Annotated in this window: 14 protein-coding genes and 1 pseudogene; 10 read left to right on the top strand and 5 right to left on the bottom strand. The window is 66.9% G+C overall.

The annotated features are described in order from the left end of the window. Window positions 1–125: 125 nt before the first annotated feature. The 6 genes and pseudogenes from FHW78_RS08305 to FHW78_RS08280 form a co-directional block, all read left to right on the top strand. Window positions 126–1,352: pseudogene (locus FHW78_RS08305) on the top strand (glycoside hydrolase family 2 TIM barrel-domain containing protein); the annotation flags it as partial. 239 nt (window positions 1,353–1,591) lie between these two features. Further along, window positions 1,592–2,605: a LacI family DNA-binding transcriptional regulator gene (locus FHW78_RS08300; RefSeq protein ID WP_183639442.1), complete on the top strand. Its 1,014-nt coding sequence runs from the start codon at window positions 1,592–1,594 to the stop codon at window positions 2,603–2,605. 380 nt (window positions 2,606–2,985) lie between these two features. After that, window positions 2,986–6,003: a TonB-dependent receptor gene (locus FHW78_RS08295; protein ID WP_183639441.1), complete on the top strand. Its 3,018-nt coding sequence runs from the start codon at window positions 2,986–2,988 to the stop codon at window positions 6,001–6,003. A gap of 83 nt (window positions 6,004–6,086) precedes the next feature. Next, window positions 6,087–6,794 carry a SapC family protein gene (locus tag FHW78_RS08290; RefSeq protein WP_183639440.1) on the top strand — a complete coding sequence of 236 codons (708 nt, stop codon included), beginning with the start codon at window positions 6,087–6,089 and terminating at the stop codon, window positions 6,792–6,794. Next, window positions 6,781–7,797, top strand: coding sequence for a cupin-like domain-containing protein (locus FHW78_RS08285; RefSeq protein WP_183641257.1), 1,017 nt, complete (start codon window positions 6,781–6,783; stop codon window positions 7,795–7,797). The genes FHW78_RS08290 and FHW78_RS08285 overlap by 14 nt, the downstream gene beginning before the upstream one ends. 9 nt (window positions 7,798–7,806) lie before the next feature. After that, window positions 7,807–9,327 carry a tryptophan halogenase family protein gene (locus FHW78_RS08280; RefSeq protein ID WP_183639439.1) on the top strand — a complete coding sequence of 507 codons (1,521 nt, stop codon included), beginning with the start codon at window positions 7,807–7,809 and terminating at the stop codon, window positions 9,325–9,327. 7 nt (window positions 9,328–9,334) lie between these two features. Here the strand turns inward: FHW78_RS08280 and FHW78_RS08275 are convergent, their stop codons facing one another. Both FHW78_RS08275 and FHW78_RS08270 read right to left on the bottom strand, forming a co-directional pair. Next, window positions 9,335–9,577: a hypothetical protein gene (locus FHW78_RS08275; RefSeq protein WP_183639438.1), complete on the bottom strand. Its 243-nt coding sequence runs from the start codon at window positions 9,575–9,577 to the stop codon at window positions 9,335–9,337. Window positions 9,578–9,633: 56 nt separating this feature from the next. Further along, window positions 9,634–11,415, bottom strand: coding sequence for an EAL domain-containing protein (locus FHW78_RS08270; protein ID WP_183639437.1), 1,782 nt, complete (start codon window positions 11,413–11,415; stop codon window positions 9,634–9,636). A 233-nt stretch (window positions 11,416–11,648) separates the two neighbouring features. On the opposite strand from FHW78_RS08270, the gene FHW78_RS08265 reads away from it, so the two are divergent. Beyond that, window positions 11,649–14,300: a methyl-accepting chemotaxis protein gene (locus FHW78_RS08265; RefSeq protein WP_255443163.1), complete on the top strand. Its 2,652-nt coding sequence runs from the start codon at window positions 11,649–11,651 to the stop codon at window positions 14,298–14,300. On the opposite strand, the gene FHW78_RS08260 is transcribed toward FHW78_RS08265, so the two are convergent. Together FHW78_RS08260 and FHW78_RS08255 are read right to left on the bottom strand one after the other, a co-directional pair. After that, entirely contained in the window at window positions 14,297–15,079 is a 783-nt protein-coding gene (locus FHW78_RS08260) for a LytTR family DNA-binding domain-containing protein (protein ID WP_183639436.1), read from the bottom strand. The genes FHW78_RS08265 and FHW78_RS08260 overlap by 4 nt on opposite strands. After that, on the bottom strand, window positions 15,076–16,185 hold the full coding sequence (locus tag FHW78_RS08255) for a histidine kinase (protein ID WP_183639435.1): 1,110 nt from the start codon (window positions 16,183–16,185) through the stop codon (window positions 15,076–15,078). Before FHW78_RS08255 ends, FHW78_RS08260 begins: the two co-directional genes overlap by 4 nt. Before the next feature lie 205 nt (window positions 16,186–16,390). Here FHW78_RS08255 and FHW78_RS08250 point away from each other — a divergent pair, with 205 nt between their 5' ends. Further along, window positions 16,391–16,786, top strand: coding sequence for a hypothetical protein (locus FHW78_RS08250; RefSeq protein WP_183639434.1), 396 nt, complete (start codon window positions 16,391–16,393; stop codon window positions 16,784–16,786). Between the two features lie 12 nt (window positions 16,787–16,798). Here FHW78_RS08250 and FHW78_RS08245 read toward each other — a convergent pair whose 3' ends face one another. Further along, window positions 16,799–17,737 (bottom strand): LysR substrate-binding domain-containing protein, encoded by a 939-nt coding sequence (locus FHW78_RS08245; protein WP_183639433.1) that lies wholly within the window; start codon window positions 17,735–17,737, stop codon window positions 16,799–16,801. A gap of 96 nt (window positions 17,738–17,833) precedes the next feature. Here FHW78_RS08245 and FHW78_RS08240 point away from each other — a divergent pair, with 96 nt between their 5' ends. Together FHW78_RS08240 and FHW78_RS08235 are read left to right on the top strand one after the other, a co-directional pair. Continuing rightward, window positions 17,834–18,928, top strand: a complete 1,095-nt coding sequence (locus FHW78_RS08240; protein ID WP_183639432.1) for a hypothetical protein — start codon at window positions 17,834–17,836, stop codon at window positions 18,926–18,928. A gap of 24 nt (window positions 18,929–18,952) precedes the next feature. Further along, window positions 18,953–19,825: a hypothetical protein gene (locus tag FHW78_RS08235; RefSeq protein ID WP_255443162.1), complete on the top strand. Its 873-nt coding sequence runs from the start codon at window positions 18,953–18,955 to the stop codon at window positions 19,823–19,825. Window positions 19,826–19,902: the final 77 nt, after the last annotated feature.

The following is a 19,902-nucleotide window of genomic DNA, read 5'->3' as shown; positions in this document are numbered from 1 at the left end:
ACCATGGAGCGCCGCGGGCGCGATGCCACGGCGCTTGCCTGGAGAGGGTTCCCATGCGAAACATGCTGCTCTGGTGCTGTCTGGTTCCGCTAGTGGCGCTGGCATCCGAGGACCCGGCGATACCTGCACACGTCCAGATCAGCGAGGGGCCGGACGGTTATCGGCTCACCGTGGACGGTCATCCGTTCCTGATCCGTGGCGCGGGACTGGCGGATGGCAACCAGGAAGAACTCGCGGCGCGCGGTGGAAACTCCTTCCGGACCTGGAGCACCGGTACGGATCGAGCCAGGGTGGCCGGCATGCTGGATCGGGCGCGGCGCAATGGCCTGATGGTCGCGATGGGCATCGAAGTCGCGCGGGAACGCCACGGTTTCGATTACGGCGACTCGGCGGCCGTGGAAAGGCAGTGGAAGCGCGTCCGCGAGGAGGTACGTCTCTACCGGAATCATCCCGCGGTGCTGATGTGGGTGGTCGGCAACGAACTGAACCTCGAATCCCGCGATCCGCGGGTATGGAACGCCGTCAACGACCTGGCGGTCATGATCCATCGCGAGGATCCCCATCATCCGGTGATGACCACGCTGGCGGGATTCGACCCGGATTTGATGGAGCTGATCAGGACGCGCGCGCCAGCCCTGGACCTGGTCGGGATCCAGCTGTACGGAGATATCGTGGATCTTCCTGCGAAGCTGGAACGCAGCCGCTGGACGGGGCCTTACGTCGTCACCGAGTGGGGACCGACCGGGCATTGGGAAAGCCCGCAGACCGATTGGGGCGCGCCCATCGAGGGCGATGCGTCGCGGAAGGCGGCATGGCTCCAGGAGCGCTACCAGCGCGTGATCGCGCGCGATACCCGCCAGGGGTTGGGTTCCTACGTGTTTCTCTGGGGCGACAAGCAGGAGCGAACGCCCACCTGGTACGGCCTGTTTCTGGCGAGTGGGGAAAGCACCCCGGGCGTCGATACGATGCAATACCTGTGGACCGGCCAATGGCCACGAAATCGCGCGCCATCAATCACCCCGATTGCCATCGACGGGAAGCAAGCGGAAAGCAGTCTGGTCTTGCTGCCCGGACAACGCGTCACCGCCCGGACCACCAGCGAGGATCCGGATGCCGACCGGTTGACGTTCCGCTGGCGGATCCGCGAAGAGAGCAGGGCCACCACCGTGGGGGGCGATGCGGAAGCCGTGCCGCCCGCGGTAGCGTTCAAAGGGGAGGAGGATGGCCGTGGAGGCATCTCCTTCCAGGCGCCCGTGGTCGCCGGCAACTATCGGCTGTTCGTGGAGGTGCATGACGGGCGGGGGCATGCCGCATACGCGAACTTCCCATTCCGGGTCGCCGCATCGCAGTGAAATCACGGGCCGGGGGCATCCGTCTGGACCGCGCCCACGCACCGACGGCTCGCCAAACGCATCGATGTCCGGCGACACACGCTGGACACGCGGCAGATCCGGACATGGGTTGACAGCGCTGTCATGTGACTGCTAAACCATGCCGCCATTCGACGCACCGCGTCGGGACAGCGGCTGCCAGGTGCGGCGTCCGAATGTGCGGTCATTGGTTGCGGCGTCGCGACGGGGGCGGATGAAGAATGCGCAGTCGAATCGAGGACGTGGCGGCGGCGGCGGGTGTGTCCATGAAGACCGTCTCCCGGGTGCTGAACCATGAACCCAACGTGCGCGAGGAAACGCGCCAGCGGGTGATGCAGGCCGTGGAGGCGCTGCAATACCGGCCGAACCTCTCGGCACGCAGCCTGGCCGGCCAGCGCTCATACACGGTGGCGCTGGTCTACAACAACCCTTCGCGCAATTACCTGATGGAAGTGCAGGGCGGAATGCTGGAGGCATGCCGCGCCAGTCACTACAACCTGGTGCTGGCACCGGTCGGCGCGCCACGCCTGCGGAAGGCAGCGGACCTCAGGGCCGTTTTCGAGCATTTCGCGCCGGATGGCGTGGTGCTGATTCCTCCCCTGACCGACGACGCGACGGTGCTGGAATACCTCGAAGAACATGAGGTTCCTTTCGCCTGCATCGCGCCGAGGCATTCGACGGGGCGAATCGGCGTGATGATGGACGAGACCGCGGCGGTCATCGAGTTGGTTCGCGGCCTGATCGCGCTGGGGCACCACCGGATCGGGCACATCAAGGGACCGCCCGCGCATGGGGCCTGCCTCTGGCGCTACCGCGGCTACAGGCAGGCGCTCAAAGCGGCGGGCATCGACGAAGAGCCAGGCCTGGTCGTGCAGGGAAGGTTCTCCTTCGAATCGGGCATCGAAGCCGCACATCGCCTGCTGGACATGGCACACCCGCCCACGGCCATCTTCGCGGCCAACGACGACATGGCGGCGGGTTGTATCCGTGTTGCTTCCCTGCGCGGACTTCGTGTGCCCGCCGACCTTTCCATCTGCGGATTCGACGACACGCCTATCGCGCGACATATCCATCCCGCCCTGACCACGGTGCGTCAACCGACTTCCGAGATGGGGCGAATGGCGATGATGGAACTGTTGGCGAGGATCCGCTCCCCCGATGCTGGGCGGATGGTGCATGTGGAGCACGAAGTGCTGTTCCGCGAGTCGACGGGGCACCCGCCGCGCGCACGCTAGGTCCGTTGTCCGATCAAGTCCATATCGGACATGCGCAGGACATCGGCGGACAAGTGAGTGTCTACGCCAGATAAAACAGCGCGGCGTGCCACACGCGAGTCGTTCTTCCCGCGTGTTTATGTACACGTGTATAGAAAAAAATGAAACGAATTTCAGTAGAAGAATATTGCTGGCCCAATGACTGGAAAACGATTTCAGCTGCATTGCACAAATGACGGAAAAGGCTGAAAACAAGTGTTTTTCAACAACAAAAAGCAAAAATGACACGAAAGTTGACAACGCTGTCAATCGGGCGTCCAATTCGGCGCCAGCAGAGGTGACAGCTATCGCTTGAGCAAACGCGCGTCGTGCAGTTCGTGAATTTCCGGGGAGGAAGATCCATGAAGCAGGTGCAGTTCGTTCCGAAGAAGAAACTCCTGACGTCGGCACTGTTGCTGGCATTGGCCAGTCCGGCCTGGTCGCAGGAAAGCGCGCAGAACGAGGGGAATGCGCAGGGCACGCCGCCGCAGGCTGACCCAACCACTCTCGATACCGTCACGGTCACCGGTATCCGTGGCAGTTTCATGTCGTCGATGAACCTGAAGCGTGATTCACAGGGCGTGATCGACGGTATCGTTGCCGAGGACATCGGCAAGTTCCCCGACACCAACCTTGCAGAATCCCTGCAGCGGATCAGCGGCGTGTCCATCGATCGCTCGCTCGGCGAGGGTTCCAAGGTCACCGTGCGCGGCGTCGGACCGGACTTCAACCTCGTGTTGTTGAACGGCAGGCAGATGCCGGGCGGCTTGCTGGGGACCGGCGGTGCGGGTGTTTCCAATTCGCGCGCCTTCGATTTCGCCAATCTGGCCTCCGAAGCGATCAGCGCCATCGAGGTCTACAAGACGGCGCGCTCGGACACGCCCAGCGGCGGCATCGGCGCGACCATCAACATCAAGACCGCACGCCCGCTCGACAATCCCGGATTGGTCGCCAGTGTCGGACTCAAGGCCGTCAACGACACCACGGTGGACAATCTGCCCCGCACCTTCAAGGGCGAGTCGGTCACCCCGGAAATCTCGGGCATCTTCAGCAACACCTTCGCCGACGGAAAGTTCGGCGTGGCTTTGTCGGCCAGCTACCAGGAGCGTGATTTCGGTTTCAGCCAGGCGTCGGTCGCCAACGGCTGGGCCAAGTTCCGTGGCGATGACACCACCAGCTGGAACCGGTTGCCGCAACCGGGCGAACCCAACTCCGAGCTCATCACCAACCGGCCGGGACCCAACGACGTCTATTCGCGGCCGCAGAACACCGGCTACAGCGTCAACGGCGTGCAGCGCCAGCGCACCAACGGCCAGCTCGTCCTGCAATGGGCTCCCACCGACCGGGTGACCACGACGCTGGACTACACCTATTCGGAAAACAAGATCCAGCAGCAGCGCAGCGAGCTTTCGGTCTGGTTCAACTATCAGCCGGGCGAGAGCACCTGGACCGATGGTCCGGTATCGGCGCCGACCTCCTACTCGGAGTTCACCTCGGGGACGGCGGACGTGGCCATGGGCGGAGCACAGTTCGCCACCAAGAGCGAGAACAAGTCGCTTGGCTTCAACGTCGAGTGGGAAGTCAACGACGCGCTGAACCTCGAATTCGACTATCACGACTCCACCGCCGAGACGATGCCGGACAGCCCCTATGGATCGGCCGGCGTGCTGGCCGCGGCGGCCTTCGTGCGCGGCACCACCACCGTCGACTACAGCCGTCCGTTGCCGATCGTGCACATGGAGTTCCCCAATGGTGGGGTGGAGCCCTCGCGCGCGCTGGTGACCGGTTCGGTCTTCCACAACAGCTATACCAAATCGGAAGTTGAACAGGGTCAGGTCAAGGGTCGCTTCAAGTTCGGCGACTACTCCGGGCTGGATTTCGGCGTGGCTTCGACCGAAGTGCAGAACCGGACAGCCTACGGGTACATGCAGCGCGATACCTGGGGCGGCGTGGGCCAGCCCGGCGACTACGACGACGACATCTGGTACGCGGACGACATGTCGCGTTACTTCAGCAGCTTCGACAACCACAGCGACCCCCGCTGGAGCAGCCGGTTCCTGGTGTTCGACTTCGAACGCCTGCGCCAGCGCGCGGCGCAGGTCGGCGACGAGAACAATCCGGCATGCCCGACCTGCTACGTGGCACCGGACGAGTTCACCCGCGACATGCGCACGACGGAAAAGTCAAAGAGCGCGTTCCTGCAGTGGACCACGACCTGGGACTGGAAGGTGCCCATCCACGCCGCGGTCGGGGTCCGCTACGAAAAGACCGACGTGGAATCCACCGCGCTGGTGCCGATCGGACAGACCATCACCTGGCTCTCCGCCAACGAGATGGTGGTGAACTACGGCGAGGCCGGCTTCACCCAGCTGGAAGGCGACTACGCCTACTGGCTGCCCAATCTCGATCTGCGCGCGGACCTGAGCGACAACATGGTCCTGCGTGCCAGCTACGGCCGGACCATCGGCCGGCCCGGCTGGGAGCAGATCCAGGGCGGCAAGACCATCGCCAACATCGTGCGCGTGGACGGTGGCGATGGCAGCCAGGGCAACCCGGCGCTCAAGCCGCTCGTGTCGGACAACTTCGACGTCTCGTTCGAGTGGTACTACGACGAGGCAAGCTTCGTGTCGGTGGGCTACTTCCGCAAGAACATCGACAACTACATCGGCACCACCCAGGTCGCGGATACCTCCTTCGGGCTGCATACGCCGGTGGGCGGCACCTACTGGAACAATGCGATCGATGCCGGCTGCCCGGCCACCGACATGGTATGCATCCGCAACTACATCTTCCGCAATCATGATGGCGACCCCGGGGTGACCCATACCGGCACCAACAGCAACGGCGAGGAGACCGGAACCATCGTCGGTCAGCCGGGGGATCCGGTTGCCAGTTTCGACATCACGGTGCCGGCCAACCAGAAATCGGCGTCGCTGGATGGCTGGGAATTCAACGTCCAGCACATGATCGAGGACACCGGATTCGGCATCGCCGCCAACTACACCATCGTCAATTCGAGCCTGACCTACGACAACTACAATCTCGGCGAACAGTTCGCGCTGGAAGGTCTTAGCGATTCCTTCAACGTGGTCGGGTTCTACGACAAGGACAAGTGGCAGATACGACTGGCGTACAACTGGCGCGACAGGTTCCTGTCGAGCCGCTTCGATGGCCAGGGGCCCAATCCGAACTACACCGAGCCCTACGGGCAACTGGACGCCAACATCAGCTACCAGTTCAACGACCGCCTGAGCCTGAGCCTGGAAGGCATCAACCTGACCGACGAAACCCAGCGCGTCCATGGGCGGCACGTGAACCAGGCGCTGTGGGTCACCCAGAACGGACCACGCTACATGTTCGGGCTGCGCTACAAGTTCTGAAACCAGGCCCATGAAAGGCCGGGCCACCGCCAACGCGCGGGTCCGGCCTATCATGGGCCAGCCCGGACAGCATGGTTCCCGCAATGCCCCGACACGCCCTGCTCAACAACATCGATCACCGCGATCTGCGTATCGACGTCCGCCGCGGCGAGGCGCTGGGCGACGCGGTCATGCTGGCGCCGATCTTCCCGGCCGAGTTCCGCGCCATCCAGCCGCACTATCCGATCGTGTTCCAGCGCCTGCAGGACGGTAGCTTCCAGCCGGTGGCGCTGTTCGGGTTCCAGCCGGGGCAGAACCTGTTCCTGGAAGGGGACGACTGGCAGGCACCCTATCTTCCGCTGTCGGTGGAGCGGCAGCCTTTCCTGATCGGCGCCTCGGGCGGGGAACTGCTCATCCATGTGGATCTGGATCACCCTCGCGTTGGCGGGCATTCGGGAGAGGCCGTGTTCCGCGAACATGGCGGAACCAGCGACTACCTGGAGCGGATCAACTCCGTGTTGCTGGCGTTGCACGACGGGCTTGCCGCCAACCCGGTGCTGTCGGCCGCATTGCTGGCGCACGGCCTGCTGGAATCCTTCGTACTCGATATCTCCCTGGACGACGGTACGCCATGCCGGCTGGCGGGCTTCCACACGATCCACGAGGAACGCCTGAAAGCGCTGGACGCCGGGGTGCTGGCCAGCCTGCATGCCGCCGGCCACCTGGAAGCGATCTACATGGCGATTGCCTCGCTCTCCAATTTTCGCGACCTCATCGCCAGGCTCAATGGCCGTCATGCTGCCTGCCGCTGAACCCATCGAGGAGGTCAACGACGTCGACCCGCAGGCATTGCCGGCACGGCTGCCGGGCTCGTCCCGGCCGATGATCCTGCGCGGACTGGTTGCCCATTGGCCGATGGTCCAGGCAGCGCGGCGCTCGACGGAGGAGGCGATCGCGTACCTGAAGGGCTTCGAGAGTCCCGGCGCGCCGCCGGTGGTGGCGACGGTCGGGCCTCCGGACATCCGCGGCCGATTCTTCTATGACGCGGATCTGCAGGGATTCAATTTCAGGCAGGAAAAGGTGCCGCTGGGCGTGGCGCTGGACACGCTGCGCAAATACCTGCCGGACCCGGCGCCGCCGGCCATCTACGTCGCCTCCACCACCCTCGATACGTGGCTGCCCGGATTCCGCGAACACAACGATCTTTGGCTCGGCGAGCGCGAGGCGCTGGCAAGCATCTGGATCGGCAACCGGACCCGCATCGCCGCGCACCAGGACGTGCCTGACAACCTGGCCTGCGTCGTCGCCGGCCGGCGGCGCGTCACCCTGTTCCCGCCGGATCAGCTCGCGAACCTGTACGTGGGACCCCTCGATTTCACCCCGGCGGGGCAGCCGATCAGTCTGGTCGATTTCGCCGCGCCCGATCTGGAACGCCACCCGCGCTTCGCAGAGGCGTGGAAACACGCGCGGGTGGCCGAACTGGCGCCCGGCGACGCGGTGCTGATTCCGTCGATGTGGTGGCACCACATGGAGGGACTGGAACCTTTCAATGTGCTGGTCAACTACTGGTGGCGGCAATCGCCGGCCTGGATGGACACGCCGATGAACGCGCTGATGCTGGCGCTGATGACGGTGCGCGATCTTCCGCCGGAACAGCGTGCCATCTGGCGAGACGTGTTCGATCACTACGTGTTCCTGCCCGGCGAAGCCACCGCCGGGCACATGCCGGAAGCCGCCCGCCGCGTGCTCGGGCCGATGGACGAGAACCGGGCGCGCGAGTTGCGCGCACGCCTGCTGAAAAGACTCAACCGCTGAGGAGACATCATGGCGCAGGCCGAAGGCATCAACGGAAAAACCGTCAGGCGCGTGGTCATTGCCGGCGGCGGCACGGCGGGCTGGATGGCGGCGGCGGCACTGTCACGGATGCTGGGCAGGGTACTGGACATCACCCTGGTGGAATCGGAGGAGATCGGGACGGTGGGCGTCGGCGAAGCCACCATTCCCACCCTCGTGACCTTCCATCGCCTGCTGGAGATCAACGAGCAGGAGTTCATGGCCGCCACCCAGGGCACGATCAAGCTCGGCATCTCCTTCGAAGGCTGGCGCGAGGTCGGGCATCGCTACATCCACTCGTTCGGCGTCACCGGACGCGACCACTGGATGGCGAACTTCCACCACTTCTGGATGCGTGCCCATGCGCTGGGGCTGGCGGGGAGCTACGACGATTACTGCATCGAATTGAAGGCGGCGCTGGAGGACCGGTTCGCGCACCTGCCGCGCTACCAGATGAACTACGCCTATCACCTGGACGCCAGCCTGTATGCACGCTTCCTGCGCCGCTTCAGCGAGGGCTACGGGGTCCGCAGGGTGGAAGGCAAGATCGCGGACGTGCAGGTCGATGAGACGTCGGGCTGCATCGCCGCGTTGCGCCTGGAAAATGGCGACGTGATCGAGGGCGACTTGTTCCTGGACTGCACGGGCTTTCGCGCGTTGCTGATCGGCAAGGCGCTCAACGTGGGATTCACTGACTGGTCGCACTGGCTGCTCAATGACAGTGCACTCGCCACCCAGACCGCCGCCGTGCGCGACGCGGTGCCGTACACGCGCGCGATCGCCGGCAAGGCGGGCTGGCAATGGCGGATTCCACTGCAGCACCGGGTAGGCAACGGCATCGTGTACTCCAGCCGCTTCATCGGCGACGACGAGGCGCGCGAGGAGTTCCTGTCCAGCCTGGAAGGCGAGATCATCAAGCAGCCTTGGCCGGTGCGGTTCCGGCCTGGCCAGCGGCACAAGTGCTGGAGCCGGAACTGCGTGGCGCTGGGGCTTGCGGGCAGCTTCATCGAACCGCTGGAATCCACCACCATCCATCTGATCCAGCGAGGCATCCTGCGCCTGCTGCATGCGTTTCCGCATGTGATCACCCAGGAAGCCATCGACGACTACAACGCGCGCCTGGACGCGGAACTGCAGCACGTCCGGGATTTCGTCGTCCTGCACTACCATGCGACCCGGCGCCGGGACACGCCCTATTGGCGCACGGTCGGGACGATGGAGCTGCCGCCGTCGCTGCAGCGGCGGATCGATCTGTTCCGGGAGACGGGCAATGTCTACCACGTGCCGACGGAGCTGTTCGCGGAGAATTCCTGGATCCAGGTGATGACCGGGCAAGGCATCGTCCCGAAGCGCCATCACCCGCTGGCCGACGTGATGGGCGAAGCCGAACTGGCCCGCTTCATGCGCGAGATCCGGGAAGGCGTGGACGCCACCGTGCGCCAGCTGCCCGCGCACATGGATTATCTTCGCGGCTATTGTCCCGGCGAGCGACCGCAGGCCCTGCCGGCCTGAACAGCGATCAGAGGCGGTAGTGGCTCGCTGGCGGCGGGAAGCGGCTGCTCTGGTCCGCCGGCAGCATCAGGCCGGCGCCGAGTTCGACCAGGCGCGACCAGACGTAGGGTTGCAGGTCCACCGGCGCGCCGGCATAGACGCGGGTCCACAGGTCGTCCAGGAATTCCTGCGCGGGTTGGCGCACGAGGCCACGCGCCAGCCGGTCGCTGGCGGCATCCAGAGCAATCCGGATTTCGGCCAAGGTCTCCATGCGGCGGACTATACGAAGGCCGCGTTCTGATTGTGTGACAGTCGGCGCCGGCGATCCTATTCCGTGACCGGTTCCGCGGTTGCCACGCCGTGCAGGCCCAGGCCGTGCCGCTTGGCATGCCGTTTGGCGGCAGCGGCGTCGGAGGCGACCTGCTCGGCGCTGTCGTAGCGGGCCGGGTCCACCTGGACCACGCCGATGGTCAGGGTGGTCAGCGGGAAGGTGGTGTAGCGGCCGCTGCGGTCTTCGCTTTCCAGCACGCCACGCGCCAGGTCCGGTTCGTCGAACAGCGCCCGCGAGGCGGCGTTGAAGTCGGCGATGATGTCGCGGCAGCGCCGCTCCCAGTCCTCGCTCTGCAGCAGCACCACGAAATCGTCGCCGCCGACATGGCCGACGAAATCCATGCTCGGCTGCACGTGCTTGAGCAGGGTGGAGGCGACCAGCCGGATCATGCGGTCGCCGCGGAAGTAGCCGTACTGGTCGTTGTACGGCTTGAAGCTGTTGAGATCGCAGTAGGCCGCGACGAAGGAGCGACCGGTTTCGAGCAGGCGGCCGATATGCTCGGAGATGGGGATATTGCCGGGCAGCAGGGTCAGCGGATTGGCGTAGCGCGCAGCCTCGATGCGCAGTTCGGTCACCCGTCGCACCAGTGCTTCGCCGGTGCCCACGCCCAGGTAGCGACCGTCGCGGGTGATGATGAAGCCATCCGACAGGTAGCGCTGATCCTCGCCCAGCAGGATTTCCGACATCGCGTCGATGCTCTGGCCGACGTCGCAGACGATCGGCGCGGCGTGCATCAGCAGTACGCAGGATTTTCGGCCGTTGAGCTCGCGTGCGAACGGCACCGCCATGCGTTCATTGAATACCCGCCGGTTGATCAGGCCCAGTGGCTGGCCATCGGCGTCCACCACCGGCAGCGACGGCAAATCGGGATGATTGCGGAACAGCTGTTCCGCATCGAAGTTGCTTGCCTCGTCGGTCAGCGACGGCGCATCGATCAGCAGGTGCGCGGCGGTGACCCCGCGGAAATCGGAGGCGCGCCGCGCGCGCGGCCACACCGGCAATTTCTCGAAACGCGCCTCGCGGACTTCCGCCGGCACCGCCAGCGCCACCTCGCTGGCCGGGCGCCCCAGCAGGTAGCCCTGCGCGTAGGGGATGCCGAGATCCTTGATGATCGCCAGGTCCTGCAGGCGTTCGACACCTTCGGCGACCAGTTCGGCGCCCAGGCTTTCGGCCACCTGCACCAGCGAGCGGACGATGCTCAGCCGACCCGGGCTGTCGGCGATGTGGTGGATCAGGTAGCGGTCGAGCTTGACGTACTCCGGCGACAACTCGTGCCAGAGCTCGAAGTTGGAATGGCCATTGCCGAAGTCGTCCAGGGCGATGCGGATGCCGGCCGCGCGCAGGTAGCCCAGCGCGTCGGCCAGCCGGCCGACGTCCTCGACGATGTCGCGTTCGGTGATCTCGATGACGAAGCGGCCCAGGTCGCGGCCGGCCGACAGCAGCACCTCGATGACCTGCTGCGGGCGCAGCGCGCCCTGCAGGATCGCGTGGGCGCTCAGGTTGACCAGCAGGCGGCCGCCGCGATCGAAGTCGAAGCTGCGCGCCAGCGTGCCGGCGGCGACGGTCTCCAGTTCGCCCAGGCGGCCGGCGGCGCGCGCGCGATCCAGCAGCTCCAGCGGCGAGCAGGCGCGGCCGGCGATGCGCATCAGCCCCTCGTGCGCGACCACCTTGTTGTCCTCCAATCGCACCACCGGCTGGAACGCCGCCAGCAGTTCGCGGCCACGCAGGACCGTATCCAGCAGCGGATCAGACGAGACGGCGGAATCGGGTGTGCACATGGGGCCGCGAACCTAGCGCGCCTTCATGACAGTTCCGCGACGCGGCTGATGACGTTCCGTCATCTGCAAGTGGCGCTTCGACATGGCGGTGATCACGCGACGTCATCGCGGTGTCGCACACACCGGGTACAACATCGTTGCCGCCGATGCACTGCGCAAACGGCCTGAAAACCGGCATTAAAGTCCAGAAGGAACCGGCCGATACCGATGCGGAATTCTGCCCGGAGTCCGCCATGCCGACCGCCTTCCGCCTGCCTTTCTCCTGGAAGCGCCCGTTTCCCCGACGCCTTTCCTTCCGCGACACCCACGCCGCGCTGACACGGTGGCTGGGGCGGATGACGATAGCCGGCAAGCTGCGCCTGTGCGCATGGGTGGCCGGCGCGGGATTGTCGCTGATCGCGCTGTCGTACTGGCACGCCAGCACCGGACAGGCGCGCGCCGCCGCCAGCTTCCAGGCGCAACAGGGCTACGGTGCGCTGCTCGCCGCGCTGGAGCGCCAGGTCGAGCAGACCCGGCGATTGCAGACGGTCTATGCGACCCGCCTGGATGACGCCGATCGCGATGCCCTGCGGCAGGCGCAGCAGCGTTTGCGTCGCGATCTGGAACGACTGCGCAAGCATCCGGCCGGCGCGGCGGACAGGAAACTGCTGGACGCGGCGGCCGGCCGCATCGACGAGTTCGCCGCCGGCATCGATGCGCTGAACGCACGGGTGGACGAGATGGGACAGGGCGACGCCAGCCTGTCCGCGACCTTGCGCGGTTCCGGCCAGGCGCTGGAAGAGGCGGTGCAGGTCGAGCAGGTCGTGGCGCTGGACGCCCCGATGCAGCGGATGCGCCGTTTCGAGAGCGAGTTCCTTCGCAGCGGCGATTCCGCATTGGCGGACCGGGTCAGCGAGGAGAAGCTGCCGTTCGAACTGGCGCTGTCGGCGAGCCGCATCGACGAGGTTCGGCGCGACGAGCTTCGCCAGCAGGCGGAGGCTTACCAGGCGGCACTGCTGGCGTATACCGCCGCGCGGGTCGGACTGGACGTGGAAGTCTCGTCGCTGGAAGACACCGCCGCCGCCATCGCGCCGGCGCTGGCGGATCTGGAGCAGGCCCGCGAACGCGGGCTGGCCGTCGCGGCGCGCCAGCAGCGCTCGCAACGGTTCGGCATGGCGGTGTTGTTCGTGGTGACACTCGCCGGCGTCGCCCTGGTGTTGGGTGGCGTGTTGTGGGCAGTGCTGCGGGCGGTGCGCCGGCCCCTGGCCGAAGCCGCCGAAGTGGCGGGCGCCATCGCCGACGACCGCCTCGACACGGTCGTGCGGGTCGACAATCCGCATGACGAAATCGGCCAGCTGATGACGTCGCTGGCGCACATGCAGGCCCGCCTGCGCGAACGCATCGCCGGCGAGCGCGCGGCGGCCCGCGAGAACGCGCGCATCCGCCAGGCGATGGACCACGCGCATGCGGGATTGATGGTGCTCGCCGCCGACGGCACGGTCGCTTTCGCCAACCACGGCCTGCGCGAGGCGCTGGCGGATCACGGCATCGCGGCGCCTGACGGCCTGCCGCTGGAAAAGCTGGATGACACGCTGGCGCCGACGGCGCGACGCATCCAGGACGAGGAGGCGGGTTTCGAACAGACCCTCACGCTGGGCGAGCAAGACTATCTGCTGGTCGCCAGCCCGATCCGGATCGACGGGGAACGGATGGGTGCCACCCTGGAATGGAAGAGCCTGGCGATGGAGAAGATGGTGGAGCGCGAGATCACCGCGCTGCTGCGCGCGGCCGCGGAGGGCGACCTCGCGGGCCGCATCGAGGTGTCCGGCAAGCAGGGCTACCTGCAACCGTTGGCGCGCAGCATCAACGCGCTGTTCGAGGTCCTGCAGGGCAATCTGTCCAAACTCCAATACGTGTTGTCCGCGCTCTCGCAGGGCGACCTGACGGTGCGGATGGAAGGGGATTTCCACGGCGTGTTCGCCCGCATGCGCGATGACGCCAACGCCACCGTCGCCCAGCTCACCGACATCGTCAGCCGGATTCAAGACGCCTCCACCGCCATCAACACCGCCGCCGGCGAGATTGCTTCGGGAAATGCGGATTTGTCCCGCCGCACCGAGCAGCAGGCCGCCAACCTGGAAGAAACCGCCGCCTCCATGGAGGAACTGACCTCCACCGTGCGCCAGAACGCCGACTCCGCCCGCCAGGCCAATCAGCTCGCCATCGGCGCCGCCTCGGTGGCTTCGCAAGGCGGCAACGTCGTCGGCCAGGTCGTCACCACCATGCGCGACATCGAAGCGGCCTCGCGCAAGATTGCCGAAATCATCGCCGTCATCGACGGCATCGCCTTCCAGACCAACATTCTGGCCCTGAACGCGGCCGTGGAAGCGGCCCGCGCCGGCGAACAGGGCCGGGGCTTTGCGGTGGTGGCCTCGGAGGTACGCACCCTGGCCCAGCGCTCGGCCAACGCGGCCAAGGAAATCAAGGGGCTGATTGAAGCCTCGGTGGACCAGGTGGCCACCGGCTCGGCCCTGGTCAACCAGGCCGGCGCGACCATGGGTGAAATCGTCGCCTCGGTCCAGCGGGTCACCGACATCATGGCCGAGATTGCCGCTGCCTCGCAGGAACAGTCCGCCGGCATCGAGCAGGTCAACCAGACCATCACCCAGATGGACGAGACCACCCAGCAGAACGCCGCCCTGGTCGAGGAAGCCTCCGCCGCCGCCCGCAGCATGGAGCAGCAGGCGCAGGGCCTGGCCGAAGCCGTCGATGTGTTCGTCATCGAAGACAGCGCGATGGCCGCATCCCCGTCGGTGGGAGCGCCGTCCCCGGCGCGAGCTTCTCGCGCAAACGGTACCCACCCCGCCAAGAGCTCGCGGCCGGAGGCCGCTCCTGCCCGCGCCTAGCGCTCCGCCTGGCGCGTGGTCACCAGCCGCAGGAAGGCCTCGTGCTGGTAGCGGCTCATGCGCAGTTCCTGGCCGGTGTCCAGGGTGACCACGTGGTGGCCGTTGAACCAGGGATGGATGGCCTTGACCCGGCGCACGTTGATGATCGCCGAGCGGTGGATGCGGGCGAAGTGGCGCGGGTCCAGGCGCTCGGCCAGCGCCGCCATGGTTTCGCGCAGCTCATGCACACGATCGGCCAGGTGCAGTTCCACCGTGTTGCGGTTGGCCTTGATCCAGACGATGTCATCCACCGGCACCAGCACCACGTGCTCGTCCACGCGCACCGGAATCCGCTGCAGCCAGGCATCGCGCTGGCGCAGATCCTCCAGCGCCTGCAGGATGCGCCGGGATTCGCCGCCGTGCGGACCGCGATCGGCCGAAAGCCGATCCTTGGCGCGCGCGAGCGTCGCCGCGAAGCGCTCGCGGCTGAACGGCTTGACCAGGTAGTCCACCGCGTTGGCCTCGAAGGCCTTGACCGCGTACTGCTCGTAGGCGGTGACGAACACCATCGCCGGCATCCGCGCCTGACCGATCGCGTCGACCACCTCGATACCGGTCATCGCCGGCATCTGGATGTCCAGGAACACCAGATCCGGCGACTGCGAACGGATCGCCGCCAGCGCCGACGCGCCGTCGCCGTATTCACCCAGCAGCTCGATGTCCGAATCCGCGCGCAGGTGGCGGACGATCGCATGGCGTGCGATCGGCTCGTCGTCGACCACCAGCACGCCGATGCTCATGCCGGCACATGCTCCGGCACGTCGTCCAGTTCTTCCAGCAACCGGTAGGGCAGGCGGATGCGACAGGCCACGCCCTGCGGCCAGGTCATGTCCAGGCGCAGGTCGGCGCCCTCGCCGTACAGCTCGCGCAGGCGCAGGCGGGTATTGGACAGGCCGATGCCGTGGCCGCCCGGACTGCCGCCTTCTTCCAGCACGCTGTTGCCGTTGCGTACTTCCAGCAGCAGGTGTTCGCCCTCGCGCCGCGCTTCGATCTCGATGCGGTCGCCGCCCACGCGCTGGCCGATGCCGTGGCGGATGGCGTTCTCCACGATCGGTTGCAGCAGCAGGCTGGGCACCGCGCAGTCGAGCAGGTCCGGGGCGATGTAGATCTGGGTGGCGAGGCGATCGCCGTAGCGCTTGCGCTGGATGCCCAGGTACAGATCCAGCAGCGCCAGCTCGCGCCGCAGGGTGATCTCCTGGCCGTCGTAGTCCTCCAGGAACGCGCGCAGCAGATCGCTCAGCCGCAGCAGCATGTCCTCGGCGCTGACCTTGTCCTCGTCCAGCAGGGTGACGATGGCGTGCAGCGTGTTGAACAGGAAGTGCGGCTGCAACTGGGTCTTCAGCACCTGCAGGCGCGACTGCGCCAGTTCGGTGGCCAGCTGGCTGGCCTCCAGTTCGCGGCGGGCCTTCTCGGCCTGGAAGCGCAACGAATGCTGGATGGCCACCAGCGCGCAATAGGTCACCACGCCGATGGTGATGTATTTGGTGAAGAACTGGGCGAGCTGCTCGCCGAAGGAACTGGGTTCGAAGAAGGTGGAGATGAAGGCACCCGCCACCATCGACAGGAAGGTCAAGCCGCTGGCCGCGAACAGATGGAAGAGCAATGGCCCGGCGCGATACGGCGGCTGCACGGGGTGGCGTTCGGCCAGGCGGAACACCCACGGCGCCAGCGCGGCCCAGATGTACCAGACGATGACCGACCAGCGCACGTAATCCGTGAGCGCCCACAGGTGGCCGGAGGCGAGGTCGTCAATGATGCCCTGCACGATGAATACAAAAGTCACCGGCAGCCACAGGGCCAGGTAGCGGGCCAGGCCGATTTCGATGGTTCCCAGACGAATCTTCATGCGGCGGTCGCGGCGGGTCGGTGGCGGATGGGGCAGGGCATCCTAAGCGCACTTGCGCGCAAAGAAAAAGCAAGGGCCTGCCCACTACGATTGGGAATCCGGCCACGACGATTCGTCCCAACTCCGTTGCCGGAAATGCGCGGGACGTCGCCTGATGCATGCAACGGCGGCCATGACGGCGGCCGGTTGCCCTGGAGAGTTCGTCATGCGTCAGCGTCATTGCTTCCCGATTGCCGCGCTGGTCGCGGTACTGATGGTCCTTCCCGCCGTGCGCGCGGCCGCAGCGGAACCTGCCGCATCCGCCGGGATCCGCTACCTGGCGTTGGTCAACCGGGCCCACGACAGCATCGACCGGCTGGAAGTGGCCGAACCCGGCAGCGGCCGGTTCCAGGACGTGGCCCTGGGTGAGGCGGTGCGTGGCGGCGGCGACTCCTCGACCGTCGAACTGCATGGTGTCGGCTGCCGCTACGACGTGCGCTTCACCTTCCGCACTGGCCAGAAGATGGTCTACGAGAATGTCGAAGTCTGCGGCCTGCAGGCGCTGCGCGTGCAGCGGCCGCCGCGGGATCAGCTGGATCGGCGCCATGCCACCACGCCCTGATCGGGCGCGGTCTCAGGTGGCCGGAACCCGTGCCGCGCGCAGCCAGCCGCGCGCGTTCTCTCTCGCTCGTGCCGCTTCGCCTTCCAGCCACTCGCCGAAGCAGGCAATCTTGCGGCTGGCGTGCCGCGCCACCGGATAGGTGAACCAGAACGTGCGGCCGTCGCCGGCGACGTGCGGATGCGCGGGCACCAGCCGGCCGGCGGCGATTTCGTCATGGAACAGCAGCGGCGAGCCGATCGCGATGCCCTGGCCGGCGATGGCGGCGGCGATGTCCAGGTGTTCGGCGGACAACTGGGTGGCGAAACGTTCGGGCGGCGCATGCGCGTCGTTGCCGAGGCTGCGGAACCACAGCGCCCACCAGTCCGGCCGGCCCAGCAGCGGCACGGGTGAGATGCCGCCCGGCCGCGCGAGATCGGCGGCGGCGGCCTTCAGCGCCGGCGCGCACAGCGGCATGAAGATGCTCGGGAACAGTTCGATCGCGCGCAGGCCGGGCCACTGCCCGTGGCCGTTGCGGATCGCCGCGTCGAAACGGCCGCCCGCCAGATCCTCGGCGGTGGCCGACAGATCCAGTTCGATCGCGATGTCCGGATGGCGCTGGCGGAAGCCACCGAGTTTCGGCGTCAGCCAACTGGCGCCCAGGGTCGGCAGGGTGGTCAGGGACAGCCGCGACTCGTTGACCGCAGCGGCGCGGATGAAGCTGGCGCGCAGCGCGGCGAATGCGCGGATGGCCTCCTGCGCGACGATTTCGCCAGACTCGGTCAGCTGCACCCGGTTGGCGCCGCGCAGGAACAGCGGCGCGCCAATCTGCTGTTCCAGCCGGCGCACGTGGTAGCTCACCGAGGCCGCGGTGGTGTCCAGTTCCTCGGCCGCGCGCGCGAAACTGCCCGACCGCGCGGCCGCCTCGAAGGCGCGGATGGCAGCAAGCGAAGGGAAGCGGTGTTCACCGACCATAAGTGCGGCTTAGTCTGGGCACCGATGTTCGCGTGGTCAACGTGCGGGCCGGGGCGGCAGCATGGCGGTGAACCTCACTCCACCGCCGGGTCCGCCATGCCGATTGCTCCCTCCGCCGACACCGATTCCGGGCGCCGCCGCCTGCTGATGGCCTTCGCCGCCAACGCGGCCGCCGCGCTCCCCTGGCCGGTCCCGGCGATGGCGATGGCGGGGAGCACGGCGCCGGCAACCGATCCGCGCGCGGATTGGCGCTGGCTGATCGGCAACTGGAACGTTCGTCACCGGCGCCTGAAGGAGCGTCTGTCCGGCAGCGACGAGTGGGAGTCGTTTGCCGGCCGCGGCGCGGTATGGTCGACCCTGGATGGACTCGGCACGATCGACGACAACCAGATGGACTTGCCCGGCGGCAGCTATCACGGCATGAGCATCCGCGCGTTCGATCCGGCTACGCGCCAGTGGGCGATCTGGTGGCTGGACGCGCGCAATCCCACCCGCATCGACCCGCCCGTGCGCGGCGGCTTCGCCGGCGACGGCGGCACGTTCCTCGGGCGCGACACCCTGCGCGGCCAACCGATCCTCATGCGTTTCCGCTGGCACGACATCCACGGCCCGCGCCCGTGGTGGGAACAGGCGTTTTCGGGCGACGATGGCGCCAGCTGGGAGGTCAACTGGCGCAACTGGTTCACCCGCACGGATGCCGAACCCACACCGTTGCCGCGATTGCCGCAGGCGCCGGACGACTGGAATTTCCTGGCCGGCCAATGGCGGGTACGGCATCGGCGCCGCCCGCGGCTGTCGCGGACCGAAGACTGGGACGAGTTCGATGGCACGTTCCACAACTGGCCGGTGCTGGGTGGTTTCGGCAACGTCGGCGACAACCTGATGCGGATGCCCGGTGGCGACGTGCGCGGGATGGGTATCCGCGCGTTCGATCCGGCGCGCGGGGAATGGTCGAGCTGGTGGCTGGACGGACGCACGCCGGATCGCATCGGCGCACCGCTGCGCGGCCGGATCCGCAACGGCGAGCGCGTGTTAATCGGCGAGGAGATCGTCGATGGACAAGTGATCCTCACGCGGGTGATCTGGTCGCGGATCACGCCGCGTTCGGCGCGCTGGGAGCAGGCCAGCTCCCGCGATGGCGGGACGAGCTGGGACACCGACTGGATCAGCGACTTCACCCGGAACGGCTAGAGGGTCGCGATGATGATGCGATACATGGCGCTGATTCTCGGGATGGTCGCGGCCGACGCCGCGGGCGATCGACCGATGCGGGTGACCGGCGCGGTCGAGCGCTTCGCGCCGGGCGAGGTGTCCACCTCCTACAGCGAGGTGCGCCTGACCCTCAGCCCCGATGGCGATACCGCGGTGTGGTTCAGCCGGGATCGGCCAGGCGGCGCGGGCGGTTATGACCTGTGGACGTCGCGACGGAAGGCGGGCAGGTGGTCGCCGCCGACACCGGTGCCGTTCAACACCACGGGCCGCGATTTCGATCCGGCGTTCTCGGCGGACGGACGCCAGCTGTACTTCTGTTCGGATCGACCGGGCGGCGCCGGTGGCGACGACCTGTACCGGGTGGAAGTGCGCGGCGACGCTTTCGGTGAGGTGGAATGGCTGGGGCCGGCGGTGAACAGTGCCGGCAAAGAGTTCGCGCCGATGTTGTCGCCGGATGGCGAAAGGCTGCTGTTCTCCAGTGATCGCGCGGGTGGCGCGGGGCGGCAGGATCTGTATGTCGCCGAACGGCGCGGCGCGGGGTTTGCAAGCGCCCAATCCCTGCCGGGCGGCATCAACACCGATGCCGATGAATTCGACGCCACCTTCCTGGATGACGGGACGACGATTGTGTTCACGCGCGCGGGCGATCTGCGTCGCGATCGCGTGGACCTGTTCGTGGCCGCGCTCGACGCCGCCGGCACCGGCTACGACACCGGTCATCGCCTGGCGGATGGCCTGAACCATCCACGCTACGACAGCTATGCGCCGATGCTGGACTGGTCGCGCCCCGGGCACCTGCTGTTTTCCGGCCAGCGCGACGAGGCCGGCGGCATGGACGTGTTCCGGGTGGCCTACGCGCTGCCCGGGGCGAAGTGACGGATAGCCGGGGCCGCCGGACGGTTGGCAGGCCCAAGGGAGCGGCCTAACCTGTCGCCTTCGCCGCAACCGGAAGG

The sequence above is a fragment of the Pseudoxanthomonas sp. OG2 genome, assembly GCF_014192765.1.
Taxonomy (GTDB): Bacteria; Pseudomonadota; Gammaproteobacteria; order Xanthomonadales; family Xanthomonadaceae; genus Pseudoxanthomonas_A; species Pseudoxanthomonas_A beigongshangi.
This window is presented reverse-complemented; position numbering and strand designations above follow the sequence as displayed.